The sequence below is a fragment of the Phyllobacterium ifriqiyense genome, assembly GCF_030817885.1.
Taxonomy (GTDB): Bacteria; Pseudomonadota; Alphaproteobacteria; order Rhizobiales; family Rhizobiaceae; genus Phyllobacterium; species Phyllobacterium ifriqiyense.
On the sequence record NZ_JAUSZT010000002.1, the window covers coordinates 1 to 14,854 of the forward strand.

The following is a 14,854-nucleotide window of genomic DNA, read 5'->3' on the forward strand; positions in this document are numbered from 1 at the left end:
AGCATATTTATAGCTCATTCCCCGCGAGAGTCGAAGGACATCGCTTAAGGCTTCCGCATCGTTCTCATAGGCTCTCATCCGACATCCACCCATACCGGGACCGAGACTCGTGTTGTGGACAGCGATAAATGCGCGAAGACGTGTGGCTTTATCTGTGCAAAACACAACCATCTCATGCTCATCGAAATCCGGGTGTGCTGCGATGTCCATACTTGCTCCTTTGCAGTACAAAATTTGATAATGTGGGATCTTAACGTAATATTATTCGGTAGATCTCGAGGGAGCAAGGAATTGGGTAAAGATACGAAAAACGTTCGGCGAAAGCGGCAACCTGAGGACGGGTTGGACGCAATGGACCGAAAATTGTTAGGTCTTCTGGCTCAAAACGCGGAGTTAAGCTACGCGGAGCTGGGCGATGAGATTCATTTATCGCCGCCCGCCGTTCATGAGCGGGTGAAACGCCTCAAAAGAGATGGTTTTATCCGTGCAACAGTTGCCTTGCTTGACGGACCGAAAATCGGCAGGAATCTTCTCGCTTTCGTGCATCTGGAGACTAGCAACTGGGATACAACACGCAAAGTACTGGAAATGAGAACTTTCAGCGAGATCGAAGAAATCCATACCGTCGCGGGCGACACAGCAATGATTCTGAAGGTAAGAACGGAAAGCCCCTCGACACTTGAAGACCTTCTTGGGATGTTCCACCGCCTTGAAGGCTTTAAAAGCGTTAAAACCTACGTGGCTCTGGGTACCTATCTGGAGCGTGGTCCGCTGATGACCGATCGTGACTCCTAAGTGACTTTCGTTCTTCCTTTATCGCGACGTCCAGCTTGCGCGTAAGGCGCACAGGTTCATTGACGTCACGCTCCTCCTGTGGAGAACGGACCATGCATATCCATCTGCAGCGGGCCGTTGGCGCTTACCGGCTCTGACCAGGGCTCGGGCAATTTCCGACGATATCATACACGAGCTCCCGGGCGACGAGGACATTTGCCGTTCTTTGGGGACGGTGTTGGCCGTCGCATTGCAGTATTTCCAATGATGTTTGATACCCGGCTCCGCTGGCGATGGTGCCTCAAATAAACACCTTTATTGCTTTTAGTGACATCGCACGGACCACACCAAAGATTTCACGGTGAATTGAAATTATCGATAGCAACTATGCCATCCATCGATTTGATCGTTTCATGTACGGATCGTAGAGTTTCAGCATATCGGCCCACTGAGTAAGGGCCTCTGCAATAATTCCAAGAGGATCCAGTTCGATGAGCGATCATGTGAAAGAATATCGCGTTGGCGATAGCACGATTGTGAAAATAACAGAGCAGCTGCTGCGAAACGTTGCTCCTGCTTTTCTCTATCCAACAGCCGCGCCAGGTCAATTTGACGACATCGCGGCGTTTCTGGACGCTGCGGATCTAGAAGACTCCGGATCCGAAGTTCCGCTGAGCATTCACACCTGGCTTATTAGGACTCCCGAACACGTCATTCTTGTAGACACAGGTTCCGGCAATGACAAGGAACGGCCACTCAATCCGATGTTCCATCGTCAGTCCATAGAATACATCGAGCGCCTACAGGCGGCGGGCATCGCGCCGGAGGACGTTGACTATGTTTTCAATACACACCTCCATGTCGATCATGCAGGCTGGAACACCGTTTGGCGCAATGGCAGGTGGGTACCTACTTTTCCGAACGCGCGATACGTGTTTCCGTTGGCCGAAGAGCAGTACTATTCTAGTACGGCGAGCCATAACGAGGCCAATATTCCTAGCCGTGGCGTCTATGAAGACAGTGTGCTGCCAGTCATCGAAGCGGGATTAGTCGACCGGATTGCGCCGGAGGGCGGTAAGTTCCTGGATATTTTTGAGTTTATCCCCACGACCGGTCACAGCATCGGCCACATGTCGATTAAAATGTCATCAAACGGCGAAGTAGCTATCTTTGCCGGTGACGTCATGCACCATCCGGTCCAGGTTTTGCGGCCGGAATGGAACACTGTGTTCTGCGAATTTCCCGATGACGCAAGGAAAGCGCGGAGACGTGTCCTCGAATATGTTGCCGACAACAACGTCCTTTATTTTGCAACCCATTTTCCAGGTAGCTCTGCCGGCCGCGTGCAACGCAACGGTGAAGCCTTCCAGTGGACCTACGAATAAGCGGAGAAAGACATGAGTTCTACCTCAATCAATAACAGCGTAATTGTTTTCAGCGAACATCGCATCCCCAGCGATACTCCTGGAATTGATTTGTACGTACGCAACAAGCGACTTAATGGTCATGAGGTTTTCACGGCCGAGAAAACAATCGTGATGGTGCACGGCGCAACTTTCTCGTCAGGAAGCCTATACGACGTTCCGCTGAGTGGGCTCTCATTCATGGACTATCTTGCCACTGCCGGATATGATGTTTTCGCCGTTGACGTAAGGGGCTACGGTTTGTCCACGAAACCGGAAGCAATGGAAGTGGAGGCTAATCTGAACCCTCCTCTCGTCAATACTGACACGGGCGTGGCCGACTTTACTGCGGCTGTGAACTTCGTTCTCAAACACCGCGGGTTGACCAAGGTGAATATATTCGGAATGTCATGGGGCGGAACAGTCGCTGGCGCTTTCGCTGCCCGCAACCAAGACAAGGTCGTTAAGTTAGCGTTATTGGCTCCGCAATGGCTGAGCGATAAACCGATACCAATTGATGGTGGCGGCCATCTGGATTCCTACCGACTTGTTCCGGTCTTGGACAGCAAGGCGCGCTGGCTGAGCACGGCACCGGAGCAGGCTCGGGACGGCCTGGTGCCGGAAGGCTGGTTTGAGCAGTGGGCACAGTTCTCGCTCGCCGAAGATCCGTGGAGCGCGGAAAGGGCACCCAATAAACTTCGTGCGACAAACGGACCAATTCAGGATATCCGCGACTACTGGCGATCGGGAAAACCGTATTATCAACCTTCGGACATTACTGCTCCGACATTGCTCGTGCACGGCGAATGGGATATCGATGTTACGATTGATCTCGCACTCGCCTACTTCAAAGAACTTCGTTCAGCGCAATACCGTCTGTGGGTCGAAATTGGTGAATCCACCCATCTCGCGCTGATGGAAAAGAACCGGCTCTTGGCCTTCAAATCAATCCGCGATTTCTACGGTGAAGAATTTTCGCCCGGATAAAATGCCAACAGCGGCCAGCCATCCGGCACGTGGATGCAGCCCTATTGAGAGATGGCGCTGAGATCAAATGCATAGAAAATGAAAGGCCTCTCTTGTTCTTGCATCGGCGACTGGTTGAATGTCCAAAGGCAAGAAGTGCGCGACCCTCCAGATTCTTCAGGCGGGCGGAGATGCGCAGACGTCGGCATGCTTGTTGGGGTGTCTCGCTGGAATAAACGAACAACTCCAGGTGGATCTTACGTGGCAAATATGCAATGATTAGCTCGATGAGCAACACAGCAACTATTGATCATTTCAATTTGTGGTCATTCGATCTCAACCTGTTAGTCGCGTTCGATGCTCTCATGCGAGACCGAAACGTGACGCAGGCGGCCTCGCGGCTGAAGTTACAGCAGCCTGCCATGAGCCATAATTTGGCTACCCTGCGGCTTCTGTTTCAGGACGAGTTGTTCGTCAGGGTCGGACAAGTCATGCAGCCGACCCCCAGGGCGCACACACTTTCCGTTCCCATTCAGCAAATTCTCTCGCAGGCGCACCAGGCACTTATCTCAAAGGACGAGTTTGACCCCTTGAGTGAAACTCGCACATTCAAGATTGGCTTCTCCAGTGAGCTCGAAGTTATTTTGATGCCGGACTTGGTCGCGGTCTTGAGAGAAACGGCGCCGGGTATTAAGCTTCTCGCTCGTCCGGCCAATCCAGATCAGATTCATCGCATGCTCGACGACGGTATAATCGATTTGGGGGTAGGATGCTATGACGAGGGCGGCAGCCGGCATCGGCGTCGGTTGCTTTTTGAGCAGTCATTAATGTGCTGCTACAATAAAGATCTTCTGCCTCTCGAAAGTCCGCTGGATAGAGCTACCTATCTTCGCCTTCAACATGCGCTTGTTTCGCAAAAAGATGCCATCGAGGGATGCCTCGACACTGCCCTCGAAAAGCTCGATGTGAGATTAGACGTTACGATGGCCGCGCCGGAATTCTTGACAGTTCTGAGTGCAGTAACAAAGACCCCGCTCGTCGCCACGCTGCCGACCCGGATCATACAGCGCTATGCAAAGATTTTTGGCCTAACGGAAAGTCCCGTGCCTTTGGATCTGGAGGTCAGCCCGATCGCCATGGTCTGGTCTGCTCATTCCGATCGGGAGCCCGCTGCCAAATGGCTTCGCGATCAAATTGGACCGCTGGTCGAAAACTTCGGCTGAAGCACAGCTTATCAGCCGTAAATTCCTGATGGTAAATCCCAACAAACGATCGAATCCACTCGAAAGCATCTGTCAGCTCTCGTCGGGCCGAAGTTCGCCACGGTCTTCCGACACACTCAGTGGTATAATCATTGGATACCCGTCAGCCCCACCTCCGCGAAGAATGCCTGGAGCACGGAGGCTTCATCTGGGGTTACGATCGTAGCGACATAGCCATCAGGCCGGACGAGCACCCATTCGCCGGGTATCAGTTCGTAGGCATCGCGGAAATGACCATCCACATCCTTTAGCTCGCAGCCCGCTCCGATCCGGTGAATGTGCAGATCTTTTCGCCCCTTGATGATATCGCGCTCGGTCTCAAAACCGATGAGCGACCAGTGCGGACCGGTAAACAAGTCAAACAGGCGCCGGGAACATCCGGCCGCACCACGAAGCGGAGCGTCGGGAGCGCGATCTCCGGCAAGCAGAGCTCTCACGCATCCGGATGTGCTGAGTGTAAGCGGCGAGCCCGGATATCCGATGTCGAGCTGGTGCACTTCGCGGCCGCGCCGCATCTCCCCTCGCTTAGCGGCCTCGAGAAGGCCAGCGGCAAGCCCGAGCATCGATTCCGCGACCGGGCGCCGCTCGCTTTCGTAGCTGTCGAGCAGGCGATCCGGAGCGCCGGTGATCACCGCCGCCAGCTTCCATCCCAAATTATAGGCGTCCTGAATGCTCGTGTTTAGGCCCTGGCCGCCGGTCGGCGGATGGATATGGGCAGCGTCGCCGACAAGGAGTACGCGACCAATTTTGTAACGATCGGCAAGCCGCGCATTCATGGAGTAAGCAGAAGCCCAAGCCACTGACTGGAGCTTCACGTCATTACGCGCGGTTCTTTCGAGGATCATTGCTTCAATCCCCTCAATAGACAGATCGGCCTCGCCGTCCCGCGGCATGGCTGCCTGGATCTGGAAAAGATCAGTTCCGGCGAGCGGGCAAATCGAGAGCATACGCTCCATGTTGCCGTTGTTGAACTGGTGCCAGACCTCGCGGTCGAGACCGGTCAGCGCGGCATCCGCCACCATTGCCCGAACGCCGAGCGTCTTACCCGGAAAATCGATGCCGAGGGTATCGCGAACAAAGCTGCGGCCGCCGTCAGCTCCAATGAGGTAGCGGCTGTGCACGACCTCTTCGCCGGCAGGGCCGATCAGACGTGCGGTTACACTATGCTCATCCTGCTCGAAGCCCGCAAGTTCGTACCCAAATTCAACCTGATGGCCGAGCTCCACGAGCCGCTCCCGCATTAGCCGCTCCGTCTGGAACTGCGGGATCATCAGCGCGATGTGATAAGGCTCAGCCGACGTCGGATCGTCCTGCCCGGCGATGTCCCTATCGGTATAGGTGCCATCGTTCTGATACTCGCGCATCCGGGGATAGGTGCCTCCCGCCGCGACAACCCGGTCAAGGATACCCAGATCCTCGAACACTTCCTGGGTTCGCGGTTGGATGCCCTTCCCGCGCGAGCCGGAGAAGGGTTGATCTGTCTTCTCGATCAGCCGAAACGGAACACCGCGTCGCGCAAGCTCGATAGCAAGTGTAAGCCCGGCTGCGCCGGCACCGCAGATCAGGACTGCGAGAGTGTATTCGTCTTCCATTGTCACCTCCAATGTGTATAATGCACATATCATCAGGAGACCTCGGCTTGTCAACAAAAAAAGTGTATAATACACATATCAAGAAAAAGTTGCCCGAATTGCACCGCTCGCTCATCGACATCGCCAGCCTTATGAACCGGCCTGAGCGTGATGCGCGGTTGCTGGAGCTGGCTGGCCTTACACTCGAGCGAGCGCTTTTTCCACTTCTCGTCACGATTGAGCGGCGGGGACCGATCGGCGTTGTCGAACTGGCCGAGGGCGTCGGACGCGACTACACAACTGTCAGCCGCCAGGTTGCGCGTCTTGAAGCGCTTGAACTCGTCGAGCGCCGCCCGGGCTCTACCGACAAGCGGGTGCGTGAGGCGGTGATCACACCGCGGGGAAAGGAAGCGGCAGACGCCGTGGATGTGGCGCGGGAAAAAATGGCCCTGGCCCTATTCCGGGATTGGCCGCGCGAGGACTTTGATGAGCTGATCCGGCTTATGCGGAAATTCGCCGATGGCATGAGCGGGCGGCCGGCTACCGACAAATAGGTGGCTGATGTAGAAGCGCCCGCTGGCGACTGCCATCATACCAGGCAAATAACCGAACGCTTGGTGTTGCGCCCAGATCCCGCGTCCACCAACATCGAGCGCGATAGTGAACACGGTGCGGTTCTTTTTGCCGTCCTCATCCCAGGCGAATTGCCGTCGCCGAGCGCTATTGGCGCAATTTTGCAAAGTTACTAGGCACTGTCACTTCCAGCGCGCATTCACTGCGCTGCTAGCGGACCTCAGAAATTGTAATTGTCCGCGAATGGCCCGCTCCGGCTCACTGCCGCAGCCCTCGGGGCACCCTTATCTCGCCCCACGGTCGGATCGGAAAGATCTATACAAACTGCCGGTTTCCCCAAGGCCCTGACGAACAAGCGTCGATTTAAATGTGTATTATACACTTTTATGTTGCGTGCCACCGCAATTCATATTATGTGCATAATACACATTCAACAGGTAGCGGCAAAGCCTGTGCGGCGAATTGATCATCCGCGACGCATGTGCGGTCTACAGCAGGGAGTCGCGAGATGAACGTCAACGCATCTAAAGTAGCGAATGATAAAACAACGCCAAAACTTGATTGGCGCATGATGCTGCCGGTCTTCCTCAGCGTCAGCTTCTATGCAGCAAGTGCTGCTGCTGCCTTGCCGATTTTACCGTTCTATCTCAAGCAAATGGGTGGAACGCCGCTTATTTTCGGTCTGGTGATCGCGACCGAAGCGCTCACCCAATTTGTGGCCGCGCCTCTTATCGGCCAGCTTTCCGATCGCTTGGGACGCAAAAAAATCCTGCTCGCAACGCAAGGCGCTGCTTTTGCCAGCTTCCTTTTGCTCGCGTTGGCCACGGCGGTGTTTCCCGTTCTGTTGGCGCGCATGCTGTTCGGCTTTACGGGAGGGACATTCACCGCTGCCGCCGCTTATGCCGCAGACCACAGTTCTGCAGCTAATCGGCGCCAGGCAATTGGCGTTTTGAATGCCGCTGTCGGACTTGGTGGTATCGTGGGAGCAGGCCTGTCAGGTTATTTGTCCGGCATCTCGCTGGCCGTTCCGATATACGCCGCCATAGCGCTTTCGGCGGCCAGCCTCCTGGTAACTGCTATCTGGATCAAGGGCAGCCAGACCGCATCCCATGGCTGCGATGAGCCGGCTGAAAATGAAGCCTCCGTCGACAAGGTCTCTTTCAGGTCGATCGTCAGCTCTCCTTTGATCCGTGTGCTTGTGATTGTGCTGCTTTGCTACTTCTTTGCTTATGGTATGTATGGCTCCCAGATCGCCAACTATCTTCAGGCGACCTTCACCAGTGAAGGCAATTCGTTCGGGCCACGCGAACTCGGCTACATAATGGCTGCCGACGGTGCGATTAACATTCTTGTCCAGTTGTTCCTGCTGCAATGGCTCGGGCGATACTTCACGGAGCGTCGGCTGATCGTGCTCATATGTGCCATTGTGGCGGTCGGCTACATCACTGTTGGCTTTGCGATGACGCTTCCTGTTATTGTCTTCGCCCTCCTTTGCGTGAGTGTCGGTGACGCCTTGGCGCGCCCTACCTTCATCTCGGCGCTTTCCGTTCATGCCCCGCGCGAACGTCAAGGTATCGTGCTGGGAACGACCCAGTCGCTGCTTTCTGCTACGGAGGCCGTCTCTCCCGTAATCGCCGGCTTCCTCATTGGCCAGGCACTTTATGGTGTTTGGACCGGCATGATCATTGCCTTCGTTGCGATTGCCGCAGCAATCGCTTGGAAAAGACTTCCCCTCACTGATCCGGAGGCGGAGGGGCAGGCGAACCTGTAAAGATATGATCGCCGCTGCAACAGCCGCGCTCCTAACCTAACTCGGCTCGAGAGAACCACCCAAATGACAAGCCAAAATATATCGGCAAACAGTAACGATATGCGGTCGGCGGGAGACACAGCAACGGGTTCCGCCATGGAGGATGACCTCTTTCGCATCTATGCAATGGCGCTGGCTGTTCGCTTCGTGATCACGCGATCGATGCGGACATTAATATCGATTTTGCCCATCGCGTTGGTTTTGTCTGGATGCACACACGGTCAAGAGCGCGCTTTCGACGCCCTTGAGGCGGATAATGCTTTGATCGCGGGATATGGTGAAATCCGCACCTACCGCTATTCCCCACGCAACGAAGCGCTTGCAAGACATCGCGACTGGATGGTCAAGACCCAGTCCGAAAACAAAAATATACTGATGATCTCCGGTGGCGGCGGCAGCGGCGCTTTCGGTGTCGGCGTACTCGCGGGGTGGACTGCCACGAAAACGCGTCCGCTTTTTGATGTCGTTACCGGCGTCAGCACAGGCGCCTTGATTGCCCCATACGCTTTCCTGGGAAGTGCTTACGACAAGACGCTGGTACATCTGTTTACGGGCGGTGCCGCCCAGAAACTTGTCGCGTTCAACGGTCCCTTCGGGGTGTTTGGCTCAAGCCTGCTCAAACCCGGGCCGCTCAAAGGTCATGTCGAACGTTTCATCACACCCCATGTCCTCCACCAGATTGCTGCCGAACACCGCAAGGGGCGACGGCTGCTTGTTCTCACGACAAACCTCGATACTCAGCGCGGCGTGATCTGGAACATGGGTGCCATTGCTGCAAGCGGGAATCCGGATGCCCTGAAGCTGTTTCGTGATGTTATCGTCGCCTCGGCAAGTGTCCCAGGCATCCTTCCCCCCGTCATGATCCAGGCGACGTCAAACGGGCGGCAGTTTCAGGAATTGCACTCCGACGGAGGATCAACGTCTCAGATCCTGACGCCACCTCTTCTCGTTGAAAACGCGCTTTTTTCCAAGAGACCCGTTCAGCAAAAAGTTCATCTGTACGTGATCGTCAACAACGCGCTCATTCCCGAGTTCAATGTCACGCCAAACAGGACAGTGTCATCACTCGGTCGAGCATACTCGACCTTCCTGAAGGCTCAGGCTCAGAGCGAATTGACTGCTCTTTACAACCATGCCCGACGCACGGGGGCAAGTTTCCATGTTGCGTCAATCGAGGTCCAGATTCCGTATTCGATGCTTAACCCGCTCGACAGCAATTACATGCAGGCCGTGTACAGACTCGGCTACGAACAGACGATCTCCGGCGCAATGTGGAAGCATATGCCAGTCTTTCCGTTGCAACTTTTGCAGCCCGTTGCGCGGTGATTTTCGTCATCGAGAAACGCGGAGCTAACCTTTGTCAATCTCTCATATCGCGCCTCATCAATCCACCGTCGATTAAAGTGGCAACTTCAAAAAGTGTATAATACACTTGTTTATTGACACGGGGCAGCCTCTCCTAATATGTGTATAACGCACATGAAGGTAGATTTGGGATGACAGATGTAGTTGATAAGTCGCGCTCGGAAGAGGCGCGTGGAAACGGCCTCCTTCCCATTTTCGCGATCGTTGTCGTGGATACTGCCGGCGCAGGTCTTATCCTGCCTCTTCTACCATTTTACGCCCGGCATTTTGGCGCCACGCCGCTTGACGATCGGTTTTCTATTGGCAAGCTTTGCCATCTGCGAGTTTTTCGCTGGGCCGATCTTGGGAAACGCCTCTGACAGATTGGGACGCAAGCGGTTGCTTTTGGTCAGTCAAAAGGTCACGGTGACGCCTTGATGGCGTACGCACTTGCACGGTGCGATCTTGATCACGCGCCAGCCTATCTTGAATCCTCGAACCCGCGCAACATTCCCTTCTACCGACGCTACGGCTTCGAACAGCTCGGCGCGATCCAGGTCGGTTCGTCGCCGACGCTCGTCCCGATGCTGCGGCGGGCGCGTTGAGCGTCAACTCGGTCACGAGTTGTGGCCTAGAGCGTCATGCGCGGCTCAGCCGCGCAACGAAGATGGAACGCCTCGGCGAGACCATCTGCCGGTGCCTAACGGGCAAGACAAACACGCTTTTAATCGGGATTGTAGACATGTGGGCTACAATTCAAAAGGCCCGAAAATCCGCTGTTATCGGCATTTTCAAACGAACGTTTTCTGATGGGATTGTCTTTTGTACAAACGATGAACTTAACCCAGAGCTGTCGACAGGCGTCGCGCCTTACACATTCGCGGCCAACCGTGCCGCCAATGCCAATGGTGGTGCCAGAGGAACGACGAGTTTACATTCACTTTCAAACTCAGAAGGCTAGCGCGACAGAAAAACTTTCTTACGATGCCGCTTGGCGTCAAGCCTTGCGAGAGCGCAACCACTGGGGCCTTGCGGCGTTGTTCCTGTGACATAAAACAGGAGGATCTGATGTCAGACGACAGCACCACAACAATCCGGGGAACTTTCGAGGCACGTGCAGCGGCCGAGCTTTCGGTCGAACATCTCGTTGAGCGCCACGGCATTTCCAGACCGGACATCTTTATCCAGCCGGCGAGCGACGAGAATACCGCTGGATCGGGACCATCCGGCGGTGACGCTGAGCATGATGGCGGCGCTCGCCGGGACGGGGCGCTTGGAGGCGAGATCGAGGTCTCCACGGATATCGCCGCCGAACAGGTCGCCGCCGTTCAGCGCAGCCTCAGAGAGGCCGGGGCGATCCGGGTTTCAGGCAAATAGTTATTTGTGGGTCGTCGTAAAACCGGGCCTGTTTGTCTTTGCATGAGGACTAACAATTATGGGTAACAATCTTTCGACATACCGCGCCAAGCGCGATTTCGGGAAAACCGCCGAGCCGAGCGGCGAAGCAAAGGTCAAGGCATCCAACCGTCGCCGTTTTGTGATTCAGAAACATGACGCCACGCGGCTGCACTACGATCTGCGGCTTGAGCTCGACGGCGTGTTCAAATCCTGGGCGGTGACGAAAGGCCCATCGCTCAATCCCGGCGACAAGCGTTTGGCCGTCGAAGTCGAGGACCACCCGCTCGATTACGGGGATTTCGAAGGCACCATCCCGAAAGGCCAATATGGGGGTGGCACAGTTATGCTTTGGGATCGGGGTTACTGGGAGCCGGAAGGGAAAAAGACACCCGAAGAAGCGCTGGCCAAGGGCGATTTCAAGTTCACCCTTGAGGGCGAACGGCTGCATGGCAGTTTTGTCCTCGTTCGAATGAAACATGACCGCGACGGCGGCAAACGCACAAATTGGTTGCTGATCAAGCATCGCGACGACTTTTCGGTCCAGGAAAACGGCGCTGCGGTACTTGAGGAGAATGATACATCCGTGGCGTCTGGCCGAACAATGGAAGCGATTGCGTCTGGCAAGGGAAGAAAGCCGAAGCCCTTCATGCTGCAAGGCGGCGCGGCCGAAGCGGATGCTGTTTGGGACAGCACTCAGGGTCTCGCAGCAGAAGAGCGCAAGGGAGGGACAAAAATAGCCGTCAGGCCAGCAAGGAAGGCACCGGTCGCGAAAAGGACGAAATCCTCGATGCCGGACTTCATCACGCCGCAGCTTTGCAAAACCTTGACGCGCCCGCCATCGACAGATGGCTGGATCCATGAAATCAAGTTCGACGGCTATCGTATCCAGATGCGGGCACAAAATGGCGCTGTCACCTTGAAGACCCGGAAGGGCCTTGACTGGACCGCGAAGTGGCCCGCAATCGCTCAGTCAGCCTCTGCTCTGACTGACTGCATCATCGACGGTGAAATCTGCGCCCTTGACGAAAACGGCGCTCCCGATTTCGCCGCTTTGCAGGCAGCGCTGTCGGTAGGCAAGACAGATGAACTTGTCTTTTTCGCCTTTGATTTGCTTTTTGCCGGGAGCAAAGACCTTCGCGATCTGCCTTTGACCGAGCGGAAGGCGAAGCTGGAGGACTTATTATCGGATTTGGGCGGCGATCCGCTTCTCCGCTTCGTCGAGCACTTCGAGACCGGTGGCGATGCGGTACTGAAGTCTGCCTGCCGGCTTTCTCTGGAGGGCATCGTTTCCAAACGGGCTGATGCACCCTACCGGTCGGGCCGCACCGAGACCTGGGCGAAATCGAAATGCCGTGGGGGCCATGAAGTGGTCATCGGCGCATATGCCACGACCAATGGCAAATTCCGTTCGCTGCTCGTCGGCATCAATCGCGGCAGCCATTTCGTTTATGTTGGCCGCGTCGGCACGGGTTATGGTGCAAAGATCGTCGAGACACTTTTGCCGAAGCTGAAGAAGCTTGAGACCTCAAGGTCGCCGTTCACAGGCATCGATGCGCCAAAGAAATCGTCTGACATCGTCTGGCTCAAACCTGAACTCGTGGCCGAAATTGAATTTGCGGGCTGGACAGGGGAGGGCCAGGTCCGGCAGGCAGCGTTCAAGGGTCTTCGGGAAGACAAACCGGCTGACGAGGTGGAAGCTGAGGAACCTGCGTCTCCGGTCGAAAACGAGGTGCCCGATCCGCAGACCGCCAAGCCGCCGTCCAATCGCTTCCGCAAGGGAGCAAAGGCGCAAGTCATGGGTGTGATGATCTCCAGCCCGGACAAGCCGCTCTGGACAGACGCCGGCGACGGTGAACCGGTTACCAAAGTGGATCTTGCCCGTTATCATGAAGCTGTCGGCGCTTGGCTGATCAAACATATCAAGGGACGGCCTTGCTCGATCATTCGCACCCCCGATGGAATTGGGGGCGAGCAGTTCTTCCAGCGCCATGCTATGCCCGGCACCTCCAACCTTGTGGAGCTTGTCACGGTCTTTGGCGACAAAAAACCCTATCTGCAAATTGATCGTGTCGAAGGCCTTGCGGCCATTGCCCAGATTGGCGGCGTGGAACTTCATCCGTGGAACTGCGAGCCCGACCAACCGGAAGTGCCAGGACGGCTTGTCTTCGATCTCGATCCTGGTCCGGAGGTCGAATTCTCCATTGTCGTTGAAGCCGCGCGAGAAATCCGCGACCGTCTTGAGGACTTGGGGCTTGTCAGCTTCTGCAAGACAACTGGCGGCAAGGGCCTGCATGTCGTTACGCCCTTGGCCGTGCCCAAGGGCAAGAAGCTCAGCTGGCACCAGGCGAAAGGTTTTGCCCACGACGTTTGCCAGGACATGGCCCGCGACAATCCGGATCGTTATCTGATCAAGATGGCCAAGAACCAGCGAGGAGGCCGCATCTTTCTTGATTATCTGCGTAATGACCGCATGGCGACGGCCGTCGCACCCTTGTCCCCGCGCACCCGTCCCGGAGCGACAATATCGATGCCGCTCAACTGGAGCCAGGTGAAAGCCGGCCTCGATCCCAGGCGGTTTACGATCCGAACGGTGCCTGATCTGTTGAAGAAAAGCACCGCTTGGCAGGATTACTGCGATGGGCAGAGACCGCTGGAGCAAGCCATCAAACGGCTGGCGAAATCTCGCAAGGTGGCGGCGTAGGTATGGCGGTCACAGGCAATAGCGCCATGGAAAGAGACACGACCAGCAGTGGAAAAGCCGATCTACCCGTCGGAGCAACGACGGACCTTCCTCATGATCGCATCACGGTTCAGCGGTTTCGCGAGTCGTTTCCCCGCGCAAGATGGAGCGATAGGCTGAACGCCTGGTTCGTGCCTGGTCGCACTGCCGGCAAGCGCATCGGACGCTGGTTGGCCCAGATGGAAGCGGAATTCGATGCCTTTGCCGACGAAAAGGGCAGGGACGACTTTGCCTTTGATCCGATCAAAAGCCCCTATCTCGTTGCTGCCCCGTCCGGTTTGCAGATCCGGACGCCCTATTCACGGACAGTCATCACCGAAGTCCGGGAAATCCCGCTGGCTCGCTGGGATGCTGATTGCCGTCTCTGGACAGTCCCTTACCGGTCACTGGATGACTTGCGCCGAAGGTGGCCAGCGATTGAGGCGGCCGCCGAGCGTAACGAGCCAGCTGTTCGAAAGGCACGGCTTGAGATTTTTAAAGGCACCAGCGAAGAGGAAGCCGCAACGGCAAAAACGCGTGAGCGTCGCCGAAAACGTTACCCCGTCCCGGTCGATGACGTGCCACCATTCGGGCGCGCAATCGCAACGCATGCGGGCGTCGTTATCTTCACCGGTACGCATGGCGAGTTGGCAGACCCTGAAACTGTCACGTCGTTCTATTTTTACCCTACATCAAACGGGGAATATGTCTGGGCTGCCTGGCGGCCAGGGTCGCTTGAGGAATTGATCACGACCTGGCCAGCCCGTATGCCCCCCGGCCAACGGGAGGTGGCTCGCGGCTGGTGGGTGCCGGATCTGGAGGAACTGCGGACGGCGCGGCAGAAAGCCAGATCGAAACGGCGCGTACAGCAACGACGGCAAAAAGATTAGGTTCGATTGGTAACACCGTGGAGCGGGTAGACGATGACGGAGGGCATTGAGGTCGCCGAGGACTACTCGCACACCAGTCTTACCTCCGGGCGCACCTGAAAGACGTCGCCGTGTGGAATCGTCCCTTACGCCGGGGCAATGGAA

Annotated in this window: 13 protein-coding genes and 1 pseudogene; 12 read left to right on the forward strand and 2 right to left on the reverse strand. The window is 56.1% G+C overall.

The annotated features are described in order from the left end of the window. The coding region (locus QFZ34_RS01620) for a Glu/Leu/Phe/Val dehydrogenase dimerization domain-containing protein (protein ID WP_307276029.1) at positions 1–210 on the reverse strand (210 nt) is incomplete at its 3' end. Between the two features lie 141 nt (positions 211–351). Here QFZ34_RS01620 and QFZ34_RS01625 point away from each other — a divergent pair. The 4 genes from QFZ34_RS01625 to QFZ34_RS01640 all read left to right on the forward strand — a co-directional run bounded on the left by QFZ34_RS01625 (position 352) and on the right by QFZ34_RS01640 (position 4,366). Beyond that, positions 352–795, forward strand: coding sequence for an Lrp/AsnC family transcriptional regulator (locus QFZ34_RS01625; protein ID WP_307276031.1), 444 nt, complete (start codon positions 352–354; stop codon positions 793–795). Positions 796–1,265: 470 nt separating this feature from the next. Beyond that, positions 1,266–2,159, forward strand: a complete 894-nt coding sequence (locus QFZ34_RS01630) for an MBL fold metallo-hydrolase (protein ID WP_307276033.1) — start codon at positions 1,266–1,268, stop codon at positions 2,157–2,159. A gap of 12 nt (positions 2,160–2,171) precedes the next feature. Further along, a complete protein-coding gene (locus tag QFZ34_RS01635) occupies positions 2,172–3,164 on the forward strand; it encodes an alpha/beta fold hydrolase (RefSeq protein ID WP_307276036.1) in 993 nt (330 codons plus the stop codon). A 266-nt stretch (positions 3,165–3,430) separates the two neighbouring features. Beyond that, a complete protein-coding gene (locus QFZ34_RS01640) occupies positions 3,431–4,366 on the forward strand; it encodes a LysR family transcriptional regulator (protein ID WP_307276038.1) in 936 nt (311 codons plus the stop codon). Between the two features lie 128 nt (positions 4,367–4,494). On the opposite strand, the gene QFZ34_RS01645 is transcribed toward QFZ34_RS01640, so the two are convergent. Further along, positions 4,495–5,997, reverse strand: a complete 1,503-nt coding sequence (locus QFZ34_RS01645; protein ID WP_307278819.1) for an FAD-dependent oxidoreductase — start codon at positions 5,995–5,997, stop codon at positions 4,495–4,497. A 47-nt stretch (positions 5,998–6,044) separates the two neighbouring features. On the opposite strand from QFZ34_RS01645, the gene QFZ34_RS01650 reads away from it, so the two are divergent. The 8 genes and pseudogenes from QFZ34_RS01650 to QFZ34_RS01685 all read left to right on the forward strand — a co-directional run bounded on the left by QFZ34_RS01650 (position 6,045) and on the right by QFZ34_RS01685 (position 14,710). Further along, positions 6,045–6,530 (forward strand): MarR family winged helix-turn-helix transcriptional regulator, encoded by a 486-nt coding sequence (locus QFZ34_RS01650; protein ID WP_307276041.1) that lies wholly within the window; start codon positions 6,045–6,047, stop codon positions 6,528–6,530. A 527-nt stretch (positions 6,531–7,057) separates the two neighbouring features. Next, entirely contained in the window at positions 7,058–8,320 is a 1,263-nt protein-coding gene (locus tag QFZ34_RS01655; RefSeq protein ID WP_307276045.1) for an MFS transporter, read from the forward strand. A gap of 63 nt (positions 8,321–8,383) precedes the next feature. Continuing rightward, positions 8,384–9,685: a patatin-like phospholipase family protein gene (locus QFZ34_RS01660; RefSeq protein WP_307276047.1), complete on the forward strand. Its 1,302-nt coding sequence runs from the start codon at positions 8,384–8,386 to the stop codon at positions 9,683–9,685. Positions 9,686–9,855: 170 nt separating this feature from the next. Continuing rightward, positions 9,856–10,083 (forward strand): hypothetical protein, encoded by a 228-nt coding sequence (locus QFZ34_RS01665; protein ID WP_307276050.1) that lies wholly within the window; start codon positions 9,856–9,858, stop codon positions 10,081–10,083. 30 nt (positions 10,084–10,113) lie between these two features. Next, positions 10,114–10,308, forward strand: a pseudogene (locus QFZ34_RS01670) (GNAT family N-acetyltransferase); the annotation flags it as partial. Between the two features lie 463 nt (positions 10,309–10,771). Beyond that, positions 10,772–11,080, forward strand: coding sequence for a hypothetical protein (locus QFZ34_RS01675; RefSeq protein ID WP_307276053.1), 309 nt, complete (start codon positions 10,772–10,774; stop codon positions 11,078–11,080). Positions 11,081–11,138: 58 nt separating this feature from the next. Then, positions 11,139–13,802 carry a DNA ligase D gene (gene ligD / locus QFZ34_RS01680; RefSeq protein ID WP_307276057.1) on the forward strand — a complete coding sequence of 888 codons (2,664 nt, stop codon included), beginning with the start codon at positions 11,139–11,141 and terminating at the stop codon, positions 13,800–13,802. A 26-nt stretch (positions 13,803–13,828) separates the two neighbouring features. Continuing rightward, positions 13,829–14,710, forward strand: coding sequence for a hypothetical protein (locus QFZ34_RS01685; RefSeq protein ID WP_307278820.1), 882 nt, complete (start codon positions 13,829–13,831; stop codon positions 14,708–14,710). The last annotated feature ends 144 nt before the right edge of the window (positions 14,711–14,854 follow it).

What these genes read in the sequence shown, in the direction of transcription:
- QFZ34_RS01625 (WP_307276031.1), top strand. Translation starts at nt 352, where the DNA reads ATGGACCGAAAATTGTTAGGTCTTCTGGCTCAAAACGCGGAGTTAAGC.
- QFZ34_RS01630 (WP_307276033.1), top strand. Translation starts at nt 1,266, where the DNA reads ATGAGCGATCATGTGAAAGAATATCGCGTTGGCGATAGCACGATTGTG.
- QFZ34_RS01635 (WP_307276036.1), top strand. Translation starts at nt 2,172, where the DNA reads ATGAGTTCTACCTCAATCAATAACAGCGTAATTGTTTTCAGCGAACAT.
- QFZ34_RS01640 (WP_307276038.1), top strand. Translation starts at nt 3,431, where the DNA reads ATGAGCAACACAGCAACTATTGATCATTTCAATTTGTGGTCATTCGAT.
- QFZ34_RS01645 (WP_307278819.1), bottom strand. Translation starts at nt 5,997, where the DNA reads ATGGAAGACGAATACACTCTCGCAGTCCTGATCTGCGGTGCCGGCGCA.
- QFZ34_RS01655 (WP_307276045.1), top strand. Translation starts at nt 7,058, where the DNA reads ATGAACGTCAACGCATCTAAAGTAGCGAATGATAAAACAACGCCAAAA.
- QFZ34_RS01660 (WP_307276047.1), top strand. Translation starts at nt 8,384, where the DNA reads ATGACAAGCCAAAATATATCGGCAAACAGTAACGATATGCGGTCGGCG.
- QFZ34_RS01665 (WP_307276050.1), top strand. Translation starts at nt 9,856, where the DNA reads ATGACAGATGTAGTTGATAAGTCGCGCTCGGAAGAGGCGCGTGGAAAC.
- QFZ34_RS01675 (WP_307276053.1), top strand. Translation starts at nt 10,772, where the DNA reads ATGTCAGACGACAGCACCACAACAATCCGGGGAACTTTCGAGGCACGT.
- ligD (WP_307276057.1), top strand. Translation starts at nt 11,139, where the DNA reads ATGGGTAACAATCTTTCGACATACCGCGCCAAGCGCGATTTCGGGAAA.
- QFZ34_RS01685 (WP_307278820.1), top strand. Translation starts at nt 13,829, where the DNA reads ATGGAAAGAGACACGACCAGCAGTGGAAAAGCCGATCTACCCGTCGGA.